Origin of the sequence: Streptomyces sp. NBC_00490, assembly GCF_036013645.1 — a bacterium.
GTDB lineage: Bacteria > Actinomycetota > Actinomycetes > Streptomycetales > Streptomycetaceae > Streptomyces > Streptomyces canus_F.
In genome coordinates, this window is the sequence record NZ_CP107869.1 from 404,731 (window position 1) to 428,239 (window position 23,509).

Here is a 23,509-nt window from a genome sequence, read left to right on the forward strand (position 1 = left end):
CAATGTCCTTCCACATGGGCCTGTCGGTTGGAGGGAGGGGTCACAGGGGGAGGGTGATCCAGATGCTCTTGCCCTTGCCGTCGGCATCACCCCTGACGACCGCGGTGCCGCCCAGGCCAAGGGTGAGTTCCATGACGGTGGCCAGACCGCCCCTTCCGGTGCCGGTGGCCGCGCCGTACAGCGGCGGCTGGTAGGGGTGGCGGTCATGCACGGCGAATGCGAGGCAGTCCTCGCTCGCCGCGAAGATGACCGTCATCTGCGGGGAGAGCGCCACAGCGTGCCGGATGCTGTTGGTGACCAACTCGCTCAGGATCAGCAGGGCCGGGCCGATGGCGGGATGGCGGGGGCTGATACCCCATTCCTTCAGGGCCAGCTCGGCGGTCTCCCGGGCGGTCCGGACCGCGGACGGCATCGCGGGCAGCGTCAGCACATGCCGGTAGGGCAGGGCCGCGAGGTGGGCGCTCATCAGGCCTCCACGCGAACGAGACGAAATCCGCTCATCGTCGTGGGGTGCAGCCGCAGCAAGGTGTCGTGCGGGCCGTGACTCCAGCCGGCGAGCGTGCGCCGGTAGTATGCCGCCTCCTCCGGGTCGGTGATCACATCGACCGGCCCGGTGACGGTGACGCTCCAGCCGGTGCCGGCCACCGCGCGGATCTCGTCCACGTGGTAGGTCGCCGCAAGGGGGACCGCGGCTGCCGGGGCGGGCGTGCGCACGACCAGGCGGCCGTACTCCCATGTGTGCCGGCCGGGCCGGATGGTGGTCAGGTCCCGCCGGGCGTACACCAGACGTCCCAACGAGCTGCCCTCCAGCAACCAGAGGGCCTCGGCCCCGGAGACGTCGGCCATGCGCAGCGATGCAGGCGGGATACTCATCCGACGGTTTCCTCTGTCTCCGCGCTGACGGGCCGGGATGTTTGGGCAGGCACGGGCCGCATCACACCGGCGCTCTCCAGGTGGGCGCGGGCGCCCTGGATGGCTTCGGGCGTGGTGGCGAACTCGCGTCCCTGCAGGCGCAACAGCTCCAGCGCGCCGACCGACTCCAGAACCTGGCGCTGGCCGGGTCGTATGCCGGAGGTCATGACCACGATGCCGCGCCGGGCCAGTTTCTCCACCGCGTCTTTGAGGACCAGGGCACCGGTGGCGTCGATGGTGGTGACCCGGGACATGCGCAGAATGACGACGCGGACGTCGGCGACCTCGGCCAGTTCGAGCAGGAAGCGGTGGGCGGCGGCGAAGAACAGCGGGCCGTCGATGCGATAGGCGACGATGTGCTCGGCGAGCAGGGCATGCTCCTCAACGCTGTGGTCGCCGCGGTCAAGGGGGATCTCCTCGAGGCGTGCCTCCTTGGCCACGGCGCGCAGGGCGAGCGCGCCCGCCACTATCAGGCCGATGATCACCGCGTAGACGAGATCGAGCGCGAGGGTTGCGACGGCGGTCAGCACAAGGATCAGGGCGTCCGAGCGGGTGGCCTTCACCATCGCCCGCAGCGAGCCGACCTCGACCATGCGGATCGCCGTGGCCAGCAGCACGCCAGCGAGTGCCGCAAGCGGGATCTTGGAAACGAGGGGCGCAGCGGCGAAGACGATCACGGCGAGGATCGCGGCGTGGGTGAGCGCGGCAAGCCGGGAGCCCGCGCCGGTGCGGACGTTGACCGCGGTACGGGCGATCGCGCCGGTCGCCGGGACCCCGCCGAACAGTGGGGCCGCGATGTTGGCCAGGCCCTGGCCGAACAGCTCCCGGTCTGGATCGTGCTGTTGGCCGACCGTCATCCCGTCGGCGACCGCGGCCGACAGCAGGGATTCCAGCGCGGCCAGGGCGGCGACCGCCACGGCCGGGGCGATCAAGGTGCCGAGTGAGCCGAGGTCGAGGAAGGCGAGCGAGGGTGCAGGCAGCCCGGAGGGCAGGTCGCCGATCGGTTTCGCTGAGGTCAGGCCAGCGACCTGCGTCACAACGGTGGCCGCGATCACCGCGAGGATGGAGAACGGGATGGTGGGCCGCCAGCGGGCGCCGATGAGCATGACGGCGGCCACGGCCACGGCCAGGGCAAGGGCGGTCCAGTTCGGGCGGTGGGCGAATTCGTCCAGGGCACGCCAGGTCACCACGAGGACGCGGTCGCCCTCCGGTCTGGACACCCCCAGGGCGTTCGGGATCTGCTGCAGGCCGATCACGCAGGCGATGCCGAGGGTGAAGCCCTCGACGACCGGCGCGGGCACGTACTGCATGTACTTCCCGGCCTTCAGGACGGCGAGCGCGACGAGGATCCCGCCCGCCATCAGCCCGACCGTGAGAACACCGGACGGGCCGTGCTGGGCGACGATCGGCACCAGTACCACCGTCATCGCACCGGTCGGTCCGGACACCTGCAGATTCGACCCGCCAAAGATCGCGGCCAGCGCGCCCGCGACTACGGCGGTCGCCAGCCCCGCCTGCGCGCCGAGCCCGGAGGAGACCCCGAAGCCGAGTGCGAGCGGCAGCGCGACGATGGCCACCGTAAGGCCGGCCAGCAGGTCACGGCGCGGGCCACGGCGCATGTCCACCACGTCCCTACGGCCGGGCAGCAGCGCGGTGAGCCGGGCCCTGGCCCGGCCGAACAAGATCCTCATGGCGCTGCCACCTCGCCATCTCGCAGCTCGGCCAGCAGATCGTTCCGCCCGGCCAGCATCTCGGTCAGGATCCGGCGCGCGGCCTGCATCAGGTCGGCAACATCCCCGCCGGCAAGCGCGTACACCACCGTCGCCCCGTCGCGGCGGGAGGTGACGATGCCCGAGCGACGCAACACCGCCAGCTGCTGCGACAGCCCGGAGGGCTCCACCTCGATCTCGGTCAGCAGGGCCCGCACCGGCATAGGCCCGTCCTGCAGCAGCTCCAGCACCCGTATCCGCACGGGATGCCCCAGCATCCGGAAGAACTCGGCCTTGGCCTGGTACAGCGGAACGGACACGACTCCTCGATTCCCCGGCAGCGCCCCACCCGGGGCGCAAAGGCTGCGCCCGCGACTACCTGCACACACAGCAAACACAGCATCTAACCAATTGCGAAATTTAGCAATTCAGCATCCGATCGCTGCCAGTTTGCTCAGCGAACGGGGCCAGCGGGTCAGCTCTCCTTGACCACGCTCGACTTCAACTGCCTCGCACCGCAGCCGACGATCTTGCAGTCGCCGGGACATGCAGAGGGAAACCGTCTTCGCCCGGCTGACCTGCTACAACACACGCCGAGACCAAGACCCAACCTCGCTCCTCAACAGGGCGCCCGAGCCGCGCAGAAAGAACTCACTGCCGTCACAAGAGGCTCACGGAGGAGGGCGAGAGGCCGCGTCTCGGGGCCACTGGCCCGCATCGCGTACAGCTCGCCATCGTCTGCTTGAAAACGGTGGTCGATCACCGTGCGACGACCCTTGTCCTCGTCGTCGTAACGGTAGGCAACTTCGGCCCAGGTGGTTCCGGCATCACGCTCGAGGGACATGTATCCCGGCTGTCGTGCGAACCCAAAGCCAGGGTCGTTCTCGGCCGCATCAAGGGAGTCGGCCGGGGTCTCCTCCTCAAGTCGGAAGATCTGGAGCTCGCGGCCGTCGGCGGGATCGTTGTAGAAGACCACGGGGGCCGCTTGGCCCTGCTTCTGGGTACGAGTCCAGCTCTCGGAGACGAGGAACGTGTAGCCGACGGGGTCATACACCCTGTGATAGGCGTCCTGGGCGGGTGCAGCCGTGGGAGGTGCGGCCGGAGGCATCGGGGTGACCGACGTCGGGCCGGGGGACAGCAGGCGTGAGGCGGCGAATGCCGCGACGATGACGAGCAGGACAGCCAGCGCGAAGCCCGTGGCGCGCCACCAATGCCGGGGGGTGGGTGGAGCCGTTCCGACATCGACTGTCCCCTCGAGGGTGTAGAAGATCGTCGAGGTGGGCGGATCCCTCTCCACCTGTTCCTCCGCCCTCACGACTCCACCCAACACCACCGGCGCATCGAGCAGTGACACCAGATACCTGCGCCACAAGGGCCCGTCCCGGCGCCGGCCTTGCTCCACCAGTTGATTCAGAGAATCGACATCCGTATCCGTCAGGGACGCCCAGAATCGCTGCGCAAGGCCCCTCACGACTCGATCACCTCGGCTTCGCCCGGCAGTACGCCGGGGTTCTCGGCCTTGGCCTCTGCCAACCCTGCACCGGACAATGTGCCACCGGCAAGCGCCTGCAAGGTGCGCGCGCTGCCCAGTTGGCGCAGTAGCGCCGGTGCGGACGCGCCCACGGCGACCGCGGCCAGCGCTCCCGTGAGTTGCGGGGCGAAGATCCATCCAGCCCCGGCACCGAGCGAAAGACGGGTGAGTGCGGCGAGCACATCGGACGGGGGATCTACATACTTGTCGAACCGCGGCAGCTGCTCGCCCCGCTTGCCCTTCGCCAAGGCGCGATGCCGGGCCGTCTGCCACGCCGCAATCCGCCCGTAGAAGACCACAATCTCCACCACGAGGCCACCCGTCGCACCGTATGCGATGGACATCGTCCACTCCATGGCCGTCCCCCTCGGCGATGGCGCCCTTCATCGCTCAACTCAGCATCGCAGACGGGTGATTGATCCGGGAGGAAGTTAGCGTATAACCCGTTGGCCCATATTTCGGCCTTCGTTGCCGACAGGAAACCATGCAATCGCGCCCACATCAGCCCTGTTCAGGCGGCAATTGACTCTTATGAAACCGCGCAAGAACCGATGCCAATGGTTCGCCCGACGAGACGTGCGGACACTCCTTGCTGGTACGCGCGTTTCTGGCAGCGTTGCCAGAACGCTTTCTCCTCTTTCGTCAGACAGAGGGGGCACGTGATCGCAAGAGGTCAAGTACGGCCGATGCTGCGCCAGTACGCGGCAGACGGCAGTGAATGCGATCAGGATGCGCTGAGATGGATCGATTCGCCGCACACCACCAGCCAGTTGGGGCCCACATGAGCGAAACGATTGCGTCAGCGGTAACTGGCAGCGCCGCCAACACCCGGGGCCAAGACCCGCGACGCAGCGCCGTGGGCCGCACGAAGCGGTCCGGGACGGCCGAAGACCGGTTCCGGAGCCTGCTGGAAGCGGCTCCCGACGCGATGGTGATCGTCGACGACACCGGGACCATCAAACTCGTCAACGCCCAGACCGAGGCACTCTTCGGCTACCAACGTGACGAACTCCTCGGCCGCCCGGTGGAGATGCTGATTCCCGGAAGGTTCCGCGCGCAGCACGCCGGCCACCGCGACGGATACACCGCTACTCGCCAGGTACGCCCCATGGGAGCCGGACTCGAACTGCACGGACTCCGCAAAGACGGCAGCGAGTTCCCCGTCGAGATCAGCCTCAGCCCCCTGGAAACCGACGACGGACTCCTCGTCTCCGCCGCCGTCCGCGACGTCAGCGACCGCAAAGCAGCCGAGGCACGATTCCGCGGCCTCCTGGAATCGGCCCCCGACGCGATGGTGATCGTCGACGACACCGGGACCATCAAACTCGTCAACGCCCAGACCGAGGCACTCTTCGGCTACCGCCGCGACGAACTCCTCGGCCACCCAGTCGAGTTGCTCATCCCCCACCGCTTCCACGCTCCCCACGCAAAGCACCGCCAAGGCTATGGCAGCGCTCACCAGGTACGCCCCATGGGAGCCGGACTCGAACTGCACGGACTCCGCAAGGACGGCAGCGAGTTCCCCGTCGAGATCAGCCTCAGCCCCCTGGAAACCGCCGACGGACTCCTCGTCTCCGCCGCCGTCCGCGACGTCAGCGACCGCAAAGCAGCCGAGGCGCGCATCAACGAGCTGGCTGCGCTGGTCGAGTCTTCCCAGGACGCCATCCTCGCCAAGACGCTCGACGGCCGCATCACCTACTGGAACGCCGCCGCTCAGCGCCTGTACGGCTACACGGCCGAGGAAGCCATCGGCCGGCACGTGTCCATGCTCGCGCCGCCGGAGCGCAAGGACGAGATCAGCCTGCTGCTGGACCGCCTGAGGAAGGGCGAGAAGATCGAGCACTTCGAAACGCTGCGCCTCACCAGCACCGGCGCCATGCTCGACGTCGACGTCACTCTGTGGCCCACACGCAGCCCGGACCACACCGTCATCGGCGCCTGCGCCATCATCCGTGACATCAGCGACCGCAAACGCGCCGAGGCCGAACTCACCGCACTGTACAAGCAGCAAAAACACATCGCCCTCACCCTGCAGCGCAGCCTCATGGGCACCCCGCCCGCGATCCCCGGCCTGGAGGCAGCCAGCCGCTACCGGCCGGCCACCCAGGGAGCCGGCGTGGGCGGCGACTGGTTCGACCTGATCCCACTCGGCGCCGGCCGAGTCGGCGTCCTCATCGGCGACGTCATGGGCCGCGGTCTGGAAGCGGCCTCCGTAATGGGCCAACTGCGCTCCGCCGCCCACGCACTGGCCAAGACCGGCATGCAACCCCGCCAGCTCATGCAAGCCCTGGACGCGGTCGTCGCCGACCTCGACGTACCCGACCAACTGGTCACCTGCTGCTATCTGGTCATCGCACCGGACTCCGGATCCGTGACCATCTGCTCAGCCGGCCACCTGCCCACCCTCATCTCCGCACCCGGCGAAGGCGTCCGCCGCCTCACCTCCCCCGTGAACACCCCACTTGGCGTCGGCGACACGCTCTACCAGCAGTCCAGCCCGGCCATCTCACCCGGAGCCACCCTCGTGCTGTACACCGACGGCCTTGTGGAGACGCCGTGCGGCGACATCGAGGACGAGATCGACAAGCTCGCCATGGCCCTCGACGACGCCTTCGCTCGCACGAGCCGCCTCGATGACGCAGCCGACCACGTCCTCGCATCCCTACTGCCGGACGCCGAGGGCCACGACGACGACGTCACCCTGCTCCTGGCCCAACTCCCCGCAGCGCCGCTGGCCATCGCCACCCAGGAACTGCCGGCCACGGCCTCCGCGGTGTCCATCGGCCGCTCGTTCGTGGTCAAAACCCTTTCCGACTGGGGCTGTGTCCCCGCGGCCGACGACGCAAGGCTCCTGGTCTCCGAGATCCTCACCAACGCCGTCCAGCACGCGGAAGGCCCGCTCGTCCTCCACCTGCGCCGGACCGAAACCGACCTCGCCGTCGAAATCAGCGACCTCAGTCCCCACCTGCCCCAGCCTCGACTGGCCGCCGAGGACGAGGAGTCCGGACGCGGCCTCATCCTCGTCGACGCCATCGCCGACACCTGGGGAGTCCGCCCGGACGAGCGGGGAAAGACCACCTGGTTCACCCTCCGGCTGTGACCTGCACACGACTCCCGGCCAAACATCACCGACCGGCGCCGGCCTCGTGACCCGTTCACGCTCGGTCAGCTTCAGCGGAGCCGGGCGGCGACGTACTCGGTGAGGTCGAGCAGGCGGTTGGTGTAGCCCCACTCGTTGTCGTACCAGCCGAAGACCTTGACCAGGTTGCCGTGCACCTGGGTCAGCGGGGCGTCCAGGACGCAGGAGGCGGGGTCACCGACGATGTCACGGGAGACGATCGGGGCGTCGGAGACGCGCAGGATCCCCTTCAGCGGCCCGTCGGCGGCCTCCCGGAACACGGAGTTCACCTCGTCCGCGGTCACGGCCCGATTCAGTACCAGGGTGAGATCGGTCAGCGAGCCGTCCTCGACGGGCACACGGACCGCGATGCCGTCCAGCGTGCCGGCCAGCTCCGGCAGGACCAGACCGACGGCACGGGCCGCCCCGGTGCTGGTCGGAATGATGTTGACGGCAGCGGTGCGGCCGCGGCGCGGGTCCTTGTGCGGCCCGTCCAGGACCACCTGGTCGTTGGTGTAGCCGTGGATGGTGGTCATCAGACCCTTGTCGATACCGAAGGCCTCGTCGAGAACCTTCACCATCGGCGCCACACAGTTGGTCGTGCACGAGGCGTTCGACACGACGTGGTCGCTGTCCGGGTCGTACGTGCTCTCGTTGACGCCCATGACGATGGTGGCGTCGACGTTCTTCCCGGGCACGGACAGCAGCACCTTGCGGGCTCCGCCCTTGAGATGCAGTCCGGCGTCCTCCCGGCTGCGGAAGCGGCCCGTCGACTCGATGACGACGTCCACACCCAGGTCGCCCCAGCGAAGGGCTGCCGGGTCACGTTCGGCGGTCACGGCGATGCGGTAACCGTCGACGGTGACCGAGTCATCGTCGTGCTCGACGGTGCGACGCAGCCTGCCGTACGTCGAGTCGTACTCCAGCAGATGGGCGAGCGCTGTCGGGGAGGTGAGGTCGTTAATTGCCACGACCTCGACCGGCGTGCCGGCCCCCGCGTCCGCGCGCTCCAGCACACAGCGCAGGTAGTTCCGTCCGATGCGCCCGAAGCCATTGATTCCCACACGCACGGTCATGTCGGCTGTCCTCCTGGGCGTCTCTGATGGGTGAGCCCAGCCTGCGGGTGCCGCAGCGGGTGGGACGTGGGCCGTACGGGGGCGGGTCGAGGGCCGTTCGGCCCTCCGTCGGGTACCTAAGAAACGGCTCCGCAGGTGGTTGGTGTGAAGGGTTGCCTTCGGCCACAGCCCCGGAATGGACCCCTGTCGTCAGGACTCCCAGGACTCCCAGGACTCCCAGGACTCCCAGGACTCTCGGGACCGAACCAAGGACCACTGGCCCCTGGGCCCGGCCGCACTCCCCCACCACGCTCGAGGCAAGGGCCGCCCGGAACGTCCGCGGCCCACCGCATCGGACATGGAGGTGCTCCCCATGCTTCGCCCCATCGTCGTCGGTCTGGACGGTTCCCCCGAAAGCCTGGCGGCAGCGGACTGGGCCGCCCGCGAAGCACAGCGCCGGGCGGTGTCCCTGCGTTTGGTGACTGCCTGGATCCGGCGGCCGGTCGACGTGCCCGCGGCCCAGGAGTCGCAAGCCCAGAAGCGTTGGGCGCAGCAGACGTTGGACGAGGCCCAGGACGATCTGACGGCGCGGTATCCGGAGCTGCCGATCGATGTCGAGCAGGCGTCCGATCTGGCCCCCCGCGTGCTTCTGGGGCAGGCGGAGAACGCCGAGATGCTGGTGCTGGGCTCACGTGGGCACGGCGTCATCGCGGGCTTCCTTCTCGGATCCGTGGGTCAGCGTGTGCTCGCCCGGGCGAAACGCCCCGTGGTGCTCGTGCGCGCGATCAAGCACGGCATGGTCGAGGGCGCCGAGACCGTCGATGTGGATCAGGACGGCGGCGCAGTGGTCGTGGGCATCCAGGACCGGGACGAACCGGCTGAAGAACTGCTGGAGTTCGCCTTCGCCACGGCGGCGGCCCGAGGTGTCACCCTGCGTGCGGTGCACGCGTGGAGCCGTCCACCGGTGTTCGCGTACAACCCAGGGGCCGTGCCCACGGGTGATGAGGACACCGGTGATGAAGCCCGCGTCGAGGAGGAGCTCCTGGATGCCCTGACTCCGTGGCGACAGCGATATCCACAGGTCAAGGTGGTCCGCAGCATCGGTCTCGCATCCGCCGCGGAGGTCATCCTCCAGGCCTCTCGGGACGCCGGTCTGGTGGTCGTCGGCCGCAGAACGGGCCGTCCGACCCTCGGCATGCGCATCGGCCCCGTCACCCACGGGGTGATCCACCACGCCATCGCGCCCGTCGCCGTTGTACCCCACGGCTGAGGGCCGACCGGACCCCGGGCCGGGGGCATTCGGACCTGCCGCCGACGGCTTCACCCGGACGAGTCTGTTATCGGCAGACCGGGTCACCAGGCTTTGAAACACCAAGACGTGCGCCCGGCAACGCGTACACCCCGCAGAGGAGATGCCCGTCGTGAGAGCAGCAGTCGTCCAGGCCTTCGGCCGGCCCCTGGTCATCGAGGAGCGCCCCGATCCCGAGCCGGGCCCCGGCCAGGTCCGTATCCGGGTAGAGGCCTCTGGTCTGTGCCATACCGACATCCACGCCGCGCACGGCGACTGGCCGATCAAGCCGACCCCGCCGTTCGTCCCAGGTCATGAGGGCGTCGGCATCGTCGAGGAACTCGGCGCGGGCGTCACCCACCTGGCGATCGGGCAGCGGGTGGCCGTGCCCTGGCTCGGCTGGGCCTGCGGGCGGTGTGAGCACTGTCTGTCCGGTTGGGAGACGCTGTGCGAGCAGCAGCGCAACACCGGCTACGGCGTGGACGGTGGCTACGCCGAGAAGATGCTGGCCTCGGCCGACTTCGCCACCCCGGTGCCCGACGGCATCGACCCGCGCGACGCCGCCCCGCTGACCTGCGCCGGCGTCACGACGTACAAGGCGCTCAAGGTCGCGGGCGTGGCTCCGGCCCAGCTGGTGGCGATCTCCGGCGTCGGCGGCCTCGGTCACCTCGCCGTTCAGTACGCGAAGATCGCCGGTGCCACCGTCGCCGCCATCGACGTCACCGACGAGAAGCTGGAGCTTGCCCGGAAGCTGGGCGCGGACATCCTCATCGACGCCCGCAAGGAGGACCCGGCCGAGGTGCTCAAGCGGCACGGCGGCGCGCACTCCGCCATCGCGCTCGCGGTCAACGAGCAAGCCTTCACCGCCGTCTACGGCGGTCTGCGGCGCGGCGGCAAGCTGATCATGGTGGCGCTGCCGGCCGGTGGCACCATCCAGGTCCCGATCTTCGACACCGTCCTGAACGGCACCTCCGTCATCGGCTCCATCGTCGGCACCCGCCAGGACCTCGACGAGGTGTTCCGGCTGCACGCGGCGGGCCGCACGAAGGTCATCTACCGGACCCGCTCCCTGGACACCGTCAACGAGTCCATCGCGGATGTGCTGCGCGGGGAGGTCGAGGCGCGCATCGTCTTCGAGATGTGAGACGACACCGCGTCACCACCGGCTTGGAGCCGCCCTCCGGACACGACGGCGTGTGCGGAGGGCGGCTGGCTTTCGTGGCCGACCGTCTCGTCGTCCTGCGATGGGGGAACCTCCGGTCGGAGCGGCAGGGGCGGGTCTGTGGAGCCCGCCCAGGGCGCAGCTGTCCTCTACGTGGCCTCGGAGTTCCGTTTCGGGCGGTGGTTCAGGCGTGCGGGACGACGGCCACGGGGCAGCCTGCGTGATGCAGGACCGCGTGGGTGACCGGACCGGTGTGGAAACCGAGGCGGCTGTCCCGGATCCGGCGTCCCACGACGACGAGCGCCGCGCCGGAAGCGGCGCGGGGCAGTTCGGCGGCCGCCCTGCCTTCGATGACGGTCTGGGTGACGGCGACCTCGGGGAACTTCTCACACCATGGGCGCAGCGTCGCGAGCACGGCGTGTTCGCGCTCCGCGAGCAGCTCCGGGCCGGGCGGCGGGGCGACCCGGTCGGCGACGGCGTATCCCGGCGGGACGGTGAAGGTGTGGATCACGCGCAGGGCGGCACCGCAGCGCCGGGCGGTCTCGAAGGCGAACTCGATCAGCTCGTCGCAGGGGTGGCCGGTGTCGAGGCCGAGGACGACATCGCGGTAGGGGGTCTCGGGAATCTCGTCGGGTGAAACGCCGGCGAGGGGCGAGAAGTGCTCGCCGGCGGCGCTCTCGCCCTCGCGGACCAGCACCACAGGGCGCGGCGACCTGGCGACGACCTTCGCGGACACCGAGCCGAGCAGGAACCCCGTGGCACCGCTGAGCCCGCGGGAGCCGAGTACCACCAGCTCGGCGTCCTCAGCCGCTGCCAGCAGGGCAGCGGCTGGCGAGTCCTTCACCTGTTGGTCCACGATCTGCAGCCCGGGGTGGGCGGCGCGGACGCTGTCCGACGCCTCCGACAGGATCTGCCGAGCCCAGCTTCGCTCGGTCATGTCCATGGGTACGTTGGCGGCGGGACGCGGGTGCAGCTGCCAGGCGTGCACGAGCCGCAGCGCGGCGCCACGGCGCAGGGCTTCCCGGGACGCCCAGTGCGCGGCGGCGCGGCTCTCGGGAGAAGGGTCGATTCCCGCGACTACGTGTCGGTCCATGGTCTGTGCCTCCTAGGTGTATGCGCTGTCCTCCGGCCCAGCCTGGTACGAACTCCAGACGGTGCACACGGGCCGGATGGGCCCTCTTCTTGGGCTCCACGGCCCCCCTTCCGACCTTGCGTCGTCGGAGTGCCGGGGGTGGCCGTCTCCTCCCTGCCTCCAAAGCTCACGGAAGCCTCACCGGTTCGCCGGATTGGGGCCGGTAGGGACACCGTCGGGGACCTTCGGCGCCTGAGCGCGGGGCTGGTCAAGAGCGAGAGTGGAGAGGGAAGCGGTACTGATCCCCCACGATGCCGTACTGATCCCCCACGATGCCGTTCCTCACCCACGCTGCGAACTCGACGACGGAGGCGTATCTCCATGGCCGGTAAGAACGACGGCAAGCCCACCACTCCCGACAGCGGGCCCTCCGAAACAGCGATCGCGGTGGACCGGCTGGTCACGAACGGGCTGAAGGCGCTCGCCGACTACGAGTCGCTGACTCAGGAGCAGGTCGACCACATCGTCAAGAAGGCGTCGGTCGCCGCGCTGGACCAGCACACCGGGCTGGCGGCGCTCGCCGTCGAGGAGACCGGCCGCGGTGTCTTCGAGGACAAGGCCGCGAAGAACATGTTCGCCTGCGAGCACGTCACCCACAGCATGGGCAGGATGAAGACCGTCGGAGTCATAGCCCGCGACGACATCGAGGACATCGTCGAGATCGCGGAGCCGGTCGGCGTGGTCTGCGCGATCACGCCCGTCACCAACCCCACCTCCACCACGATCTTCAAGGCGCTGATGGCACTGAAGACCCGCAACCCGGTCGTCTTCGCCTTCCACCCCTCCGCCCAGCGCTGCAGCGCGGAGGCGGCTCGCGTCGTCCGCGACGCGGCCATCGCCGCAGGGGCACCGGAGCACTGCGTGCAGTGGATCGAGACCCCCTCCCTCGAGGCGACCGACACTCTGATGCACCACCCGGGCGTCGCGCTCATCCTCGCCACCGGTGGCAACGCCATGGTCAAGGCCGCCTACTCCGCGGGAAAGCCCGCCCTCGGCGTCGGCGCCGGCAACGTGCCCGCCTACGTCCACAAGAGCGCCAAGCTGCGCCGGGCCGTCAACGATCTGGTGCTGTCCAAGTCCTTCGACAACGGCATGATCTGCGCCTCCGAGCAGGCGGTCATCCTCGACTCCGAGATCTACGACGCGGCGCTCGCCGAGTTCCGCACCCTGCACGCTCATCTGGCGACCGCCGAGGAGAAGGCGAAGCTGGAGGCGTTCCTGTTTCCCGTCGGCCCGGCGGGCGGCGGCTGCGAGCCCAAGGTCAACGCCGCGGCCGTCGGGCAGAGCCCGGCGTGGATCGCCGAGCAGGCCGGGTTCACCGTGCCTGCCGACACGTCCGTCATTCTGGTGGAGGCCGAACGGGTCGGCCCGGACGAGCCGTTGACCCGGGAGAAGCTGTGCCCGGTGCTCACCGTGCTCCGCGCGGATTCCGAGGCCCAGGGCTTCGATCTGGCCGCCGACATGGTCGCCTTCCACGGTCAGGGCCACAGCTCGGTCATCCACACCGAGGACCGCGAGCTCGCGGAAGCGTACGGCCGTCGCATGAAGACCGTACGGATCATCGTCAACTCGCCTTCCTCGCAGGGCGCGATCGGCGGTGTCTACAACAGCCTGTTGCCTTCGCTGACGCTGGGCTGTGGATCCTGGGGTAGCACGTCGGTGTCCAACAACGTCACCGCCGCCCAGTTGCTGAACGTCAAGCGGGTCGGCACCCGCCACAACAACCTCCAGTGGTTCAAGGTGCCGCCGAAGATCTACTTCGAGCCGCAGGCCATCCGCTACCTGACCTCCATGCCGGACATCCACCGCGTCACGATCGTCACCGACGCGACGATGACCCGCCTCGGCTTCGTCGACCGGGTGAGCCGCGTCCTGCAATGCCGGCCCGAGCCGGTGACTCTGCAGATCATCGACAACGTCGAACCCGAGCCCAGCATCTCTTCCGTCCAGCGCGGCGCCCGCCTCATGCGGGACTTCCGCCCGGACACGATCATCGCGCTCGGCGGTGGCTCCCCGATGGACGCCGCGAAGGTGATGTGGCTGCTGTACGAGCACCCGGACGTCGACTTCGCCGACATGCGGCAGAAGTTCTCCGACATCCGCAAGCGCGCCTTCCGCTTCCCTGTCCTGGGCGAGCGCGCCCGTCTGGTGTGCATTCCCACGACATCGGGAACCGGCGCAGAGGTCACCCCGTTCGCCGTCATCTCCGACCCCGCCACCGGTAAGAAGTACCCCCTGGCCGACTACGCCCTCACCCCCAGCGTGGCCATCGTCGATCCCCTGCTCACCGCCCAACTGCCCCCGGCCCTGGCTGCCGACAGCGGCTTCGACGCCCTCACCCACGCCATCGAGGCATACGTCTCCGTCTACGCCAACGACTTCACCGACGGCCCCGCCCTGCACGCCGTCCGCCTCATCTTCGACAACCTCGACGCAGCCGTGAACAACCGTGCGGGCAGCCCCGAGTCCCGGGAGAAGATGCACAACGCCGGCACCATCGCGGGCATGGCCTTCGGCAACGCCTTCCTCGGCATCGTCCATGCCATGTCGCACACCCTTGGTGCCACCTTCCACATCGCCCACGGCCGCACCAACGCGGTCCTGCTCCCGCACGTCATCCGCTACAACGGCACCGTGCCCACCAAGCTGACCGGCTGGCCCAAGTACGAGAGCTACCGCGCCCCGGAACGCTTCCAGGACATCGCCCGCACACTCGGCCTGCCCGCCGCCACCCCGGCACAGGGCGTGGAGTCCCTGGCCTGCGCTGTGGAACGGCTCCGTGACGCCGTGGGCATCGAGCCCTCGTTCCAGGCCCTGGGCGTGGACGAGCAGCACTACCTCACAGCCCTGCCCCAACAGGCCCTCAACGCCTACGAGGATCAGTGCGCGCCCGCCAACCCGCGCATGCCGATGCTCGACGACATGCAGGAACTGATGCGCACCGCCTACTACGGTCAGGCAGCGACACCGGCCCGGTAGACCGCTGCTCCGCGAATGCGGCACCGGGTCGCCTCATGAGGAGGCGACCCGGTGCCGCATGTCGTGACGCGCTCAGAAGGCCGGAAGCGGTGCAGAGAAGTCCAGGGCAGTGCTCTGGGACCGTTCCGGGCGAGGGTGACCGTGCTGCCGAGTTCCTGAGGCCGGGAGTGAAGGTTGACCGGGCTGCTGCAACGGCTGGTGGCCGGGCGATGCCACATCCGTTGTCGCTCCTGTGGAGACGCCCGTCGTGCCGGTGGCTTCGGCGCTGATGCCGACCGCCGTGGCGCGGGCGTGCCTGGCGGTGTCGGAAAGAGCCTCGCGACCAGGTGCTCGGCGTACTCATGCGGAACCGCGGTGTCGAGCAGGCCGGTCATGCCCGTCCGCGTCTGTTCCCGGCTGCTCTCCGCGCTCCGAGGCATGGGGCCATGAGTCCCTACCGACAGACGGACGGTCCCTGGGGTTGGACCCGGCGGTCCGTCCCTCCGCGCGGCCCCGTGTACCGCGTTGCCCGCGCGGCTCCCGCGCGACGAGGGCCGCTTTCGCATGGTGCGGGGGTAGGGCCACTCGGCCCTACCCCCGCACGACGACCGCGGGGACGATGGACCGATGTTCCAGAACGACGCCGTTCGCGGACTCGACCGACAGGAGTGCCTGCGCCTGCTCGCCAAGGTGCCGGTCGGCCGCGTGGTCTACACCCGGCAGGCCCTGCCCGCGGTCCTCCCCATCAACTTCTCCCTGGACACGGACTCCTCCGTCCTGCTGTCGACCTCGCAGGACTCGGACCTCGTACGCGCCGTCGACGGCGTCGTGGTCGCCTTCGAGGCGGATGAGTTCGACGCGGCGTCCCGGTCCGGCTGGAGTGTGGTCGTCACCGGCCGGGCCACCGTGGTGACCGATCCCGCCGAGCACGAGCGGCTGTCGCAATCCGACCCCACGTCCTGGATGCCTGTGCAGGACGCGGTGTTCGTACGGATCGAGTCGGAGATGGTCACCGGACGCGCCCTGAAGGGCACGTCCGGTATGGAGTGAGGCACGCCGGCCGGGCTCCGGATGGGTCTGTGCCACGTGGCCCGCGTCGTGATCGCCTGCTGCGTGTGCATGTGGGCGGAGGCCGTGATCAGACAGACCGAGCCCACGCGAGCCATCCGCGCGAAGGTCGAGATCGATTCCCGCAACGAGGACAGGAGTCCCGACGAAGGGGAGATGGCGGCCACCTTGCGTGCCCGATGGGCCGAGGAACACACCCGGGTGGCGGAGGAGCGGGGAGAGCCAACGCCGCCGCAGAACCAGATGCTCAAGCTCGCGCGCGATGCCTTGGAGCATCCCGATAAGGCCCGCCTGGAAGAGGGCGGGGCCTTCTCTGCGTCTGCCCCGGGGTTCAAGGGCAAGGCACTGTGCGCTCCCAGGTGTTGTCCTTCGACCGCGTACAAGGAGCTGCTGAGGGAATGACATCTGTCCGGTGACGGTCCCAGAAGGGTGTGACCGCCTGCCCGTCGCGGCGGCGTGGGTCCGCGCGGAGCGCTCCTGAACCTGCGCAAGGAGGCCCCGCTACACCTCTGCGTGCTGGCCGTTTGGCTGTGTCAGGTTCTGCGGAGTCGTTTCACGATGACTTTGCGAGTTGTTGTGGCGAGGTCGCTGTGCTCAATGTCTGCGAGTTCTGATGTCACTCGCGGGAGCGGGACTGTGGGGCAGAGATGGCGGTCCGGGCCTCTGCCGGCCCCGGGGGCGGTATCCAAAGACCGTGCTGCTCTTCTCCACTGCGCTTCCTGCCGAGTTGCCAGTGCTGGGAGAGGGGCGGCGCAACAGGCCGGTCAGGGCCAGGGTGTGCCCTGTCGGCCCTCACGATGAGAGGGCGGAAGACGTATCCATGAAGAGAACCCCAGCGGTGCTCCGCGGGAGCCCGGGACGCGCTCTGAAGCACCCGACCCGTTGGACGCCCTGGACACGGCCCAGGGCGGCAGAGCCTGCTTTGGGGAGGCAGGTATCTGCGTGTCCCTGGTCTGGTGCTCGCAGCCCCTGACCAGGGACATTCCGGCGCCCGACATCCCCCGACCGATGCAGGGTGCACGCGGGTGTTCGTGGCGTGCGGGCCAGACCGGGGCGGAGCCTGTGGGGAGTAGGCTGAAATCGTCGAGAGTATTGCGCCGGTGCCGTGCCGGTGTTGTTCTCGGTGAACATCGATGCCGGGCCGGTCAGACCGCGCCCGGAGGCGGGTTCACGTCATGGAACCGACTGCCGATCATGTTGCACTCACCGCGGTAGGCCCCTCTCCACCGCTGCCGGCCCGGCTTTCGCTGGCGCCGTACGCAGCCGTCCCGGACGGATTCGACGGAGCCTGGTGGCCGTACTCCCGCAATCTCGCCGCCGAACTTCCCGCCCTGGTGGAAATCGATGGACGGCGTGGGCATCATCACGAGAGTCATTCTGGGGATCGGGCTGTGGCCCGACATCCCGCACCGGATCCCCGTAGGCGGGCACTTGGTGACCGCTGGCTGGTTCGTGTCCGGTCACGAACAGCACGAGATCACGCTCTGTTCCTATCGTGACGGGTCTCGCACGCTGCTCATTATTCCTCCCACGACGGAGCCCGACACCGCGGCCTGGCTGATGAACACGCCCCTACCGGTCGACGGCAGCAGCACCGCCACCGAACTCCTGGCCATGGCAACGGCCCGCTTCGACGCACCCCCCGTTGACGTTCCGCAGTGGATCGGACGGCCGATGTGAGGCGTCCTGTCTGAGCACGACCTGGACGTGCCAATCCGCCTTGTTCAGCCTGCTTCGGCCCGTTCGGCCTGGGCCTTGGTGTGGGCGGGGCGGCAGGACTCGGTGCCGGACTGGATGGTGGCGCCATTGAAGGTGAGCCGGTCGACGATGCCGCGCAGAGCCTGGGGCCGGTGAACGTCTTTGCACTCCTGACGAAATGATCTTCGGGGTGGTTGGATCACTCCGGGACCGTTGATCCGGGGTCGCGGGGTGGCTCGGCCGAAGCCGTGGAAAGTCGACGACGAGTTATGGGCGGTGGTCGAGCCACTGCTGCCGAAGGCGGAGCGGCGAGCTCGCCAACCCGGGCGGAACTGGAGCAGCCTGCTGTGACCGGCCGGCACGCGGCACAGGAATGACGCATGGCGCTCCTCGCATGTGGGTGCTGAGCCTCTGCTCCTCCTCGACGGTCCCGGCGAGAGCGGACAGGCTTCGCCCGGGGCAGGGCGTGCCCGCCTGCCGCACGGGCCAACGAGCCGGGGCTTCGGTCCCCCGCCTTCGGGACGGTCGGCCCATGTGTGGCGACTCGCCGTACGGGACGCTGGAGAAGCATGACGGCCTGGTTCCCCGAGCGGCCGGAAGGGACGGCAGAGCGCGTGTGCTCCGGCCCGATGGCATCACAGACGCCTCGTCCCACAGGACTCACGCAGGAGGGCGTCCCGGCACAGCATCCGTCGCGCACCTCTGGCGGACGGTGGAGGCGGAAGGGAGTTGGCGTGATGACCCGCACAGTCGGCGAGGTGATGACCAGCGAGGTCGTCGAAGCGCACCGGGACACGTCGTTCAAGGACGTGGCACGGCTACTGGACCAACACCGCATCAGCGGTCTGCCCGTGGTGGACCACGACGACAAGGTCCTGGGAGTGATCTCCGAGACCGACCTGATGCGCCGGCACGCGGCCCGGTCCTCCCGTGGCCGCGTGCGGTGGTTCCGGAAGTCCGCGCTGCGCCGCTCCGCCCCTCACCTGACCACGATGGCCCCGGCCACGACCGCCGGAGAGCTGATGTCGACGCCCGCCGTCACCGTGCACCCCGAACAGGGCGTCGCGGACGCCGCGCGTGTCATGGAACGCCACCATGTCGACCGGCTCCCTGTCGTGGACGAGGAGGACCGCCTGATCGGCATCGCCACCCGACGGGACCTGCTGCGGATCTTCCTGCGGACGGACGAGGAGATCCGCCGGGACGTGACCGACGACGTCCTGACGCGCGCCATGTCTCTGCCACCTCACGCCGTGACGGTCTCGGTTCGGGACGGCATGGTCACGCTGGAGGGGCAACTGGAACGGCAGAGCGACATCTTCCTCACCACCCAGCTGACGTGGCGGGTGGACGGGGTGGTCGGGGTCGTGAACAGCCTGACGTTCCACGTCGACGAGACTCCTCCGCCCGAGCCGCACCCCTCGGGCGGAATCGCGCGCCCCTGGCTGCTCAACGACTGACCGCAGAGCGAAGCCAGTCGTTCCGCCCGGGACCGATGGCCCTCCCCTCGACCCCGGGCGGCCCTCCTCACTCCTCCCGTCGCAGGCCACGCTTGTCATGGGCCCAGGCTCCGCGACTGTCGCTCTGGACCCGGAGGAGTTGATCGCCATGACAACCCTTGCCGGACTACCGGACCGCCCGGTCCGCGTCAACGCGGTCCTCGACGCACCGCTGTCCCGCTGGCTCTGGCTGGTGAAATGGATCCTCGTCATCCCCCACTACGTCGTGCTGTTCTTCCTCTGGATCGCCTTCACGGTCGTGAGCATGATCGCGTTCTTCGCCATCCTGTTCACCGAGCACTACCCACGCCCCCTGTTCGACTTCAACCTCGGAGTACTGCGCTGGAGCTGGCGGGTCGCCTACTACTCCTACGGCGCCCTGGGCACCGACCGCTACCCGCCCTTCAGCCTCGGCGAAGAACCCCACTACCCGGCCCGGCTGGACATCGCCTACCCCGAGCATCTCTCCCGCGGCCTGGTCCTGGTGAAATGGTGGCTGCTGGCCATACCCCACTACGTCATCGTCGCCTTCTTCCTCGGCGGCTGGCACCTCGGATGGTGGGACGGCGGACTCGTCGCCGTACTCGCCCTGATCGCCGCCATCACCCTGGCCTTCACCGAGAAATACCCCAAGGGCCTGTTCGACCTGATCCTCGGCCTCAACCGCTGGGTACTGCGGGTCGCCACCTACGCCGCCCTCATGACGGACACCTATCCCCCCTTCCGCCTCGACATGGGCGGCACCGAACCGAGCGAACCGGAGGTGCTGCCGTGATCGCCTTTCTGGTGGCGGCGTTCCTGATCGTGCACGGGCTACTGCACCTGGGTGTCTGGACAGCGCCACAGCCGCCGGACAAGCCGTCCCCGTTCGACCCCGGACACTCGTGGGCTCTGGCAGCCGCTCATGTCTCCCCCGCGCCGGCCAGGGCCACGGCCCTGGCGCTTGCCTGGTACACGGCCGTCGTCTACACCGTCGCCGGTGCGGGGACGCTGGCGGGCAGCGTGTGGTGGCCTACGGCAGCCGTTGTCGGGGCAGCGACGGGTCTCGTCCTCAAGGCGATCTGGTTCGATCCGTGGCTCAGTGTCGGCGCGCTGCTGGACGTGGGCGTCATCGTGGCGGTGGCCTCCACCTGGCCCGCCTCCGCCTACTGAGCGCGAGCGCCCGACCCGGAAATCCCAAGCCCCGACCGGATCACCGCCGGTCGGGGTCTCTGGTTCGCTGTGCCCTGATCACGTTGCGCCGGGCCGCCTTGTCACAGGGCCCGCAGCCCGTGTTCCCGGAACTGCTCGCGTACCCGCTCCGTCAGGTGCGGGTCCGGCGTGGGAGTGTCACGCAGGGGGAAGGTGATCCCCAGGGCGTCGTACTTGGGGGCGCCGAGTTTGTGGAACGGCAGGACGTCCACCCGGTCGACGTTGCCCAGCCCGGCGAGGAACGCGCCGAGGCCGTCGACCGCTGCCATATCGTCGGTCCAGCCGGGCACGAGGACGTAGCGGATCCACACCGGGACGCCGAGCCGGTCCAGGCGGGTAGCGAAGTTGAGGGTCGGGGAGAGGTCCCCTCCGGTCAGCCTGCGGTAGGTCCGGACGTCGAACGACTTGATGTCGAGCAGGACCAGGTCGGTGTCGGCGAGCAGTTCGTCGCCGGCGCGGGCGCCGAGGAAACCGGACGTGTCGAGGGCCGTGTGCAGGCCGAGCTCCTTGCAGCGGCGGAAGATCCCCGCCGTGAACGCGGGCTGCAGCAGGGCCTCCCCGCCGGTGAGCGTCACTCCCCCGCCGGCGGTCGTGATGAAGGGCCGGTACTTCTCGATCTCGGCCATCACTTCGTCGACGGTGGTCCGCTTGCCGTCGCGCATGTGCCAGGTGTCAGGGTTGGCGCAGTACAGGCACCGCAGCGGACAGCCGCTGAGGAACAGCACGAACCGGGTCCCGGGACCGTCCACCCCCGTGGACAGGTCCCAGGAGTGGATCCGGCCCGTCACCGGTTCGACCGTGGTCTTCATAGCGATCCGTGGAAGGTACGGCTGATCACGTCGAGCTGCTGCTCGCGGGTCAGGCGGACAAAGTTGACGGCGTATCCGGAGACCCGGATCGTCAGCTCCGGGTACTTCTGGGGGTGTTGCATGGCGTCCTCGAGCGTCGCCCGGTCCAGGACGTTGACGTTCATGTGGAAGCCGCCGGAGGCCGTGTACGCGTCCAGGATGCCGACCAGGTGGCCCGCTCGCTCGGCCGGATCGTGTCCCAGTCCCTCGGGCGTGATGGTCGTGGTGAGCGAGATGCCGTCCCGGGCCTGCTCGTAGGGGAGCTTGGCCACCGAGAGGGCCGAGGCGGCTACGCCGTGCAGGTCGCGGCCGTTCATCGGGTTGGCCCCGGGGGCGAAAGGCTGACCGGCACGGCGTCCGTCGGGGGTGTTGCCGGTGTGCTTGCCGTAGACCACATTGGAGGTGATGGTCAGCACCGACTGCGTGTGCTCGGCGTCGCGGTACGTGGGGTGCTTGCGCACCTTGGCCATGAACGACCGGACCAGGTCGGCGGCGATCGAGTCCGCGCGGTCGTCGTTGTTCCCGTACGCCGGGTAGTCGCCCTCGATCTCGTAGTCGACGGCCAGGCCGGTCGCGTCGCGGATCACCTTCACCCGCGCATACTTGACCGCGGACAGGCTGTCGGCGGCGACCGACAGACCCGCGATGCCGCAGGCCATGAAGCGGTGCACGGGGTGGTCGTGCAGCGCCATCTCGATGCGCTCGTAGGCGTACTTGTCGTGCATGTAGTGGATGACGTTGAGCGTGTTGACGTACGTGGCCGCTAGCCAGTCGAGCATGTGGTCGTACGCCTTCGACAGCTGCTCGTAGTCCAGGTGGTCGCGGGTCAGCGCGGGGGCCTCGGGTGCGATCTGCTCGCCGGTCATCTCGTCCCGGCCGCCGTTGATCGCGTACAGCAGAGCCTTGGCAAGGTTCACGCGTGCGCCGAAGAACTGCATCTGCCGGCCCACCGCCATCGCCGAGACACAGCAGGCGATCGCCGTGTCGTCACCGGTGCGCGGGCGCATCAGGTCGTCGGACTCGTACTGGATCGCGCTCGTGTCGATCGAGACCTGCGCGCAGAACTCCTTGAATCCGGACGGCAGGCGGGACGACCACAGGACCGTCAGGTTGGGCTCGGGCGCCGGGCCGAGGTTGTACAGGGTCTGCAGGAAGCGGAAGGAGGTGCGGGTGACCAGTGTGCGGCCGTCCGCGCCCATACCGCCGATGGACTCCGTCACCCAGGTCGGGTCGCCGGAGAACAGTGCGTCGTACTCGGGTGTGCGCAGGAAACGGACGATCCGCAGCTTGATCACGAAGTCGTCGATCAGCTCCTGGGCACGTGTCTCGTCGAGGATCCCCTCGTCCAGGTCGCGCTGGAGATAGACGTCCAGGAAGGTGGAGGTACGGCCGAGCGACATCGCGGCGCCGTTTTGCTCCTTCACCGCCGCCAGGAAGCCCAGATAGAGCCACTGCACGGCTTCGTGCGCGGTGACGGCGGGGCGGGTGACGTCGCAGCCGTAGGAGGCCGCCATCTGGGCCAGCTCGCCCAACGCCCTTTCCTGCTCGGCCAGTTCCTCGCGGTCCCGGATGACGTCCGGGCTGGAGGGCCGCGCGTCCAGCAGAGCGCGTTCGGCACGCTTGGCCTCGATGAGCCGGTCCGTGCCGTACAGCGCGACGCGCCGGTAGTCGCCGATGATCCGGCCACGGCCGTACGCGTCCGGCAGTCCGGTGATGATGCCGGCCTTGCGGGCGGCGCGCATCTCGGGGGTGTAGGCGTCGAATACGCCGTCGTTGTGGGTCTTGCGGTATGTGCTGAAGACGCGCGTGACGAAGGGGTCGGCCTCGTAGCCGTAGGCCTTCAGTCCGTTCTCGACCATCCGCAGTCCGCCGTTGGGCATGATCGCCCGCCTCAGCGGGGCGTCGGTCTGCAGGCCGACGATCAGTTCGCGGTCACGGTCGATGAAGCCCGGCCGGTGCGAGGTGATGGTGGACGGGTTGCCCGGGTCGACGTCGAGGATGCCCAGGCGCCGTTCCTCGGGGAACAGCCGCGCGATCTTGTCCCAGACGGTGAGCGTGCGCTCGGTCGGCCCGGACAGGAAAGCGGAATCGCCTTCGTAGGGCGTGTAGTTGGACTGGATGAAGTCGCGTACGTCGATGTGGCCCCGCCAACGCGTGCCGGCGAAGCCTCGCCACGCCTCGGTCGTCGGCTGGGGTCCAGCTGTCACCGTTGCCGTCATCGCCGCTCTCTCCCTCGTTGCGCACGTTAACTGTCTGCACTGTCGATACTCGTGGCTCGCGCCGCCTGCGGGCAGGGCCTGTCGGCGCACCCCGGGCGCGCCAACGGTCCCTTCCTCGGAG

20 protein-coding genes and 3 pseudogenes are annotated in these 23,509 nt (G+C 69.1%); 12 read left to right on the plus strand and 11 right to left on the minus strand.

Annotation, left to right across the window (positions count from 1 at the left end; genetic code table 11):
- Positions 1-40: 40 nt before the first annotated feature.
- From OG381_RS01605 to OG381_RS01630, 6 genes are all read right to left on the minus strand, one after another.
- A complete protein-coding gene (locus tag OG381_RS01605; protein WP_327714250.1) occupies positions 41-466 on the minus strand; it encodes an ATP-binding protein in 426 nt (141 codons plus the stop codon).
- Positions 466-873, minus strand: coding sequence for a pyridoxamine 5'-phosphate oxidase family protein (locus OG381_RS01610; protein ID WP_327714251.1), 408 nt, complete (start codon positions 871-873; stop codon positions 466-468). The genes OG381_RS01605 and OG381_RS01610 overlap by 1 nt, the downstream gene beginning before the upstream one ends.
- Positions 870-2,603 carry a SulP family inorganic anion transporter gene (locus OG381_RS01615; protein ID WP_327714252.1) on the minus strand — a complete coding sequence of 578 codons (1,734 nt, stop codon included), beginning with the start codon at positions 2,601-2,603 and terminating at the stop codon, positions 870-872. The genes OG381_RS01610 and OG381_RS01615 overlap by 4 nt, the downstream gene beginning before the upstream one ends.
- On the minus strand, positions 2,600-2,941 hold the full coding sequence (locus OG381_RS01620) for an ArsR/SmtB family transcription factor (RefSeq protein WP_327714253.1): 342 nt from the start codon (positions 2,939-2,941) through the stop codon (positions 2,600-2,602). Before OG381_RS01620 ends, OG381_RS01615 begins: the two co-directional genes overlap by 4 nt.
- 299 nt (positions 2,942-3,240) lie before the next feature.
- Positions 3,241-4,092, minus strand: a complete 852-nt coding sequence (locus OG381_RS01625; protein ID WP_327714254.1) for a hypothetical protein — start codon at positions 4,090-4,092, stop codon at positions 3,241-3,243.
- Complete coding sequence (locus tag OG381_RS01630) at positions 4,089-4,496, minus strand: hypothetical protein (protein ID WP_327714255.1); 408 nt, start codon at positions 4,494-4,496, stop codon at positions 4,089-4,091. The genes OG381_RS01625 and OG381_RS01630 overlap by 4 nt, the downstream gene beginning before the upstream one ends.
- A gap of 512 nt (positions 4,497-5,008) precedes the next feature.
- Between OG381_RS01630 and OG381_RS01635 the strand changes: the two genes are divergently transcribed.
- Complete coding sequence (locus OG381_RS01635; RefSeq protein WP_327714256.1) at positions 5,009-7,252, plus strand: SpoIIE family protein phosphatase; 2,244 nt, start codon at positions 5,009-5,011, stop codon at positions 7,250-7,252.
- A gap of 71 nt (positions 7,253-7,323) precedes the next feature.
- On the opposite strand, the gene gap is transcribed toward OG381_RS01635, so the two are convergent.
- Entirely contained in the window at positions 7,324-8,346 is a 1,023-nt protein-coding gene (gap, locus tag OG381_RS01640) for a type I glyceraldehyde-3-phosphate dehydrogenase (RefSeq protein WP_327714257.1), read from the minus strand.
- Between the two features lie 352 nt (positions 8,347-8,698).
- Here gap and OG381_RS01645 point away from each other — a divergent pair, with 352 nt between their 5' ends.
- Both OG381_RS01645 and OG381_RS01650 read left to right on the plus strand, forming a co-directional pair.
- Entirely contained in the window at positions 8,699-9,595 is an 897-nt protein-coding gene (locus OG381_RS01645) for a universal stress protein (RefSeq protein ID WP_327714258.1), read from the plus strand.
- Between the two features lie 151 nt (positions 9,596-9,746).
- Positions 9,747-10,757 carry a zinc-dependent alcohol dehydrogenase gene (locus OG381_RS01650; RefSeq protein WP_327714259.1) on the plus strand — a complete coding sequence of 337 codons (1,011 nt, stop codon included), beginning with the start codon at positions 9,747-9,749 and terminating at the stop codon, positions 10,755-10,757.
- Between the two features lie 202 nt (positions 10,758-10,959).
- On the opposite strand, the gene OG381_RS01655 is transcribed toward OG381_RS01650, so the two are convergent.
- The gene (locus OG381_RS01655; RefSeq protein ID WP_327714260.1) at positions 10,960-11,868 is read right to left on the minus strand and encodes a universal stress protein; all 909 of its coding nucleotides are present in this window, start codon (positions 11,866-11,868) and stop codon (positions 10,960-10,962) included.
- Positions 11,869-12,228: 360 nt separating this feature from the next.
- Between OG381_RS01655 and adhE the strand changes: the two genes are divergently transcribed.
- The 5 genes and pseudogenes from adhE (at position 12,229) to OG381_RS01675 (ending at position 17,613) form a co-directional block, all read left to right on the plus strand.
- Entirely contained in the window at positions 12,229-14,886 is a 2,658-nt protein-coding gene (gene adhE / locus OG381_RS01660) for a bifunctional acetaldehyde-CoA/alcohol dehydrogenase (RefSeq protein WP_327714261.1), read from the plus strand.
- 606 nt (positions 14,887-15,492) lie between these two features.
- Positions 15,493-15,915 carry a pyridoxamine 5'-phosphate oxidase family protein gene (locus OG381_RS01665; protein WP_327714262.1) on the plus strand — a complete coding sequence of 141 codons (423 nt, stop codon included), beginning with the start codon at positions 15,493-15,495 and terminating at the stop codon, positions 15,913-15,915.
- A 36-nt stretch (positions 15,916-15,951) separates the two neighbouring features.
- A complete protein-coding gene (locus tag OG381_RS01670; protein WP_327714263.1) occupies positions 15,952-16,335 on the plus strand; it encodes a hypothetical protein in 384 nt (127 codons plus the stop codon).
- A 773-nt stretch (positions 16,336-17,108) separates the two neighbouring features.
- Positions 17,109-17,231, plus strand: a pseudogene (locus OG381_RS49545) (DUF5994 family protein); the annotation flags it as partial.
- 46 nt (positions 17,232-17,277) lie between these two features.
- A complete protein-coding gene (locus OG381_RS01675; protein ID WP_443061856.1) occupies positions 17,278-17,613 on the plus strand; it encodes a DUF5994 family protein in 336 nt (111 codons plus the stop codon).
- Between the two features lie 44 nt (positions 17,614-17,657).
- Here the strand turns inward: OG381_RS01675 and OG381_RS01680 are convergent.
- A pseudogene (locus tag OG381_RS01680) lies at positions 17,658-17,794 on the minus strand (IS21-like element helper ATPase IstB); the annotation flags it as partial.
- Between the two features lie 68 nt (positions 17,795-17,862).
- Here OG381_RS01680 and OG381_RS01685 point away from each other — a divergent pair.
- The 4 genes and pseudogenes from OG381_RS01685 to OG381_RS01700 all read left to right on the plus strand — a co-directional run.
- Positions 17,863-17,961 (plus strand): annotated as a pseudogene (locus OG381_RS01685) (IS5/IS1182 family transposase); the annotation flags it as partial.
- A gap of 407 nt (positions 17,962-18,368) precedes the next feature.
- The gene (locus tag OG381_RS01690; protein WP_327714264.1) at positions 18,369-19,091 is read left to right on the plus strand and encodes a CBS domain-containing protein; all 723 of its coding nucleotides are present in this window, start codon (positions 18,369-18,371) and stop codon (positions 19,089-19,091) included.
- Positions 19,092-19,239: 148 nt separating this feature from the next.
- Complete coding sequence (locus OG381_RS01695) at positions 19,240-19,905, plus strand: DUF4389 domain-containing protein (protein ID WP_327714265.1); 666 nt, start codon at positions 19,240-19,242, stop codon at positions 19,903-19,905.
- Entirely contained in the window at positions 19,902-20,282 is a 381-nt protein-coding gene (locus OG381_RS01700) for a hypothetical protein (RefSeq protein WP_327714266.1), read from the plus strand. The genes OG381_RS01695 and OG381_RS01700 overlap by 4 nt, the downstream gene beginning before the upstream one ends.
- Before the next feature lie 101 nt (positions 20,283-20,383).
- Here the strand turns inward: OG381_RS01700 and pflA are convergent, their stop codons facing one another.
- Together pflA and pflB are read right to left on the minus strand one after the other, a co-directional pair.
- Positions 20,384-21,130: a pyruvate formate-lyase-activating protein gene (gene pflA / locus OG381_RS01705; protein ID WP_327714267.1), complete on the minus strand. Its 747-nt coding sequence runs from the start codon at positions 21,128-21,130 to the stop codon at positions 20,384-20,386.
- On the minus strand, positions 21,127-23,388 hold the full coding sequence (pflB, locus tag OG381_RS01710) for a formate C-acetyltransferase (protein WP_327714268.1): 2,262 nt from the start codon (positions 23,386-23,388) through the stop codon (positions 21,127-21,129). Before pflB ends, pflA begins: the two co-directional genes overlap by 4 nt.
- Between the last annotated feature and the right edge of the window lie 121 nt (positions 23,389-23,509).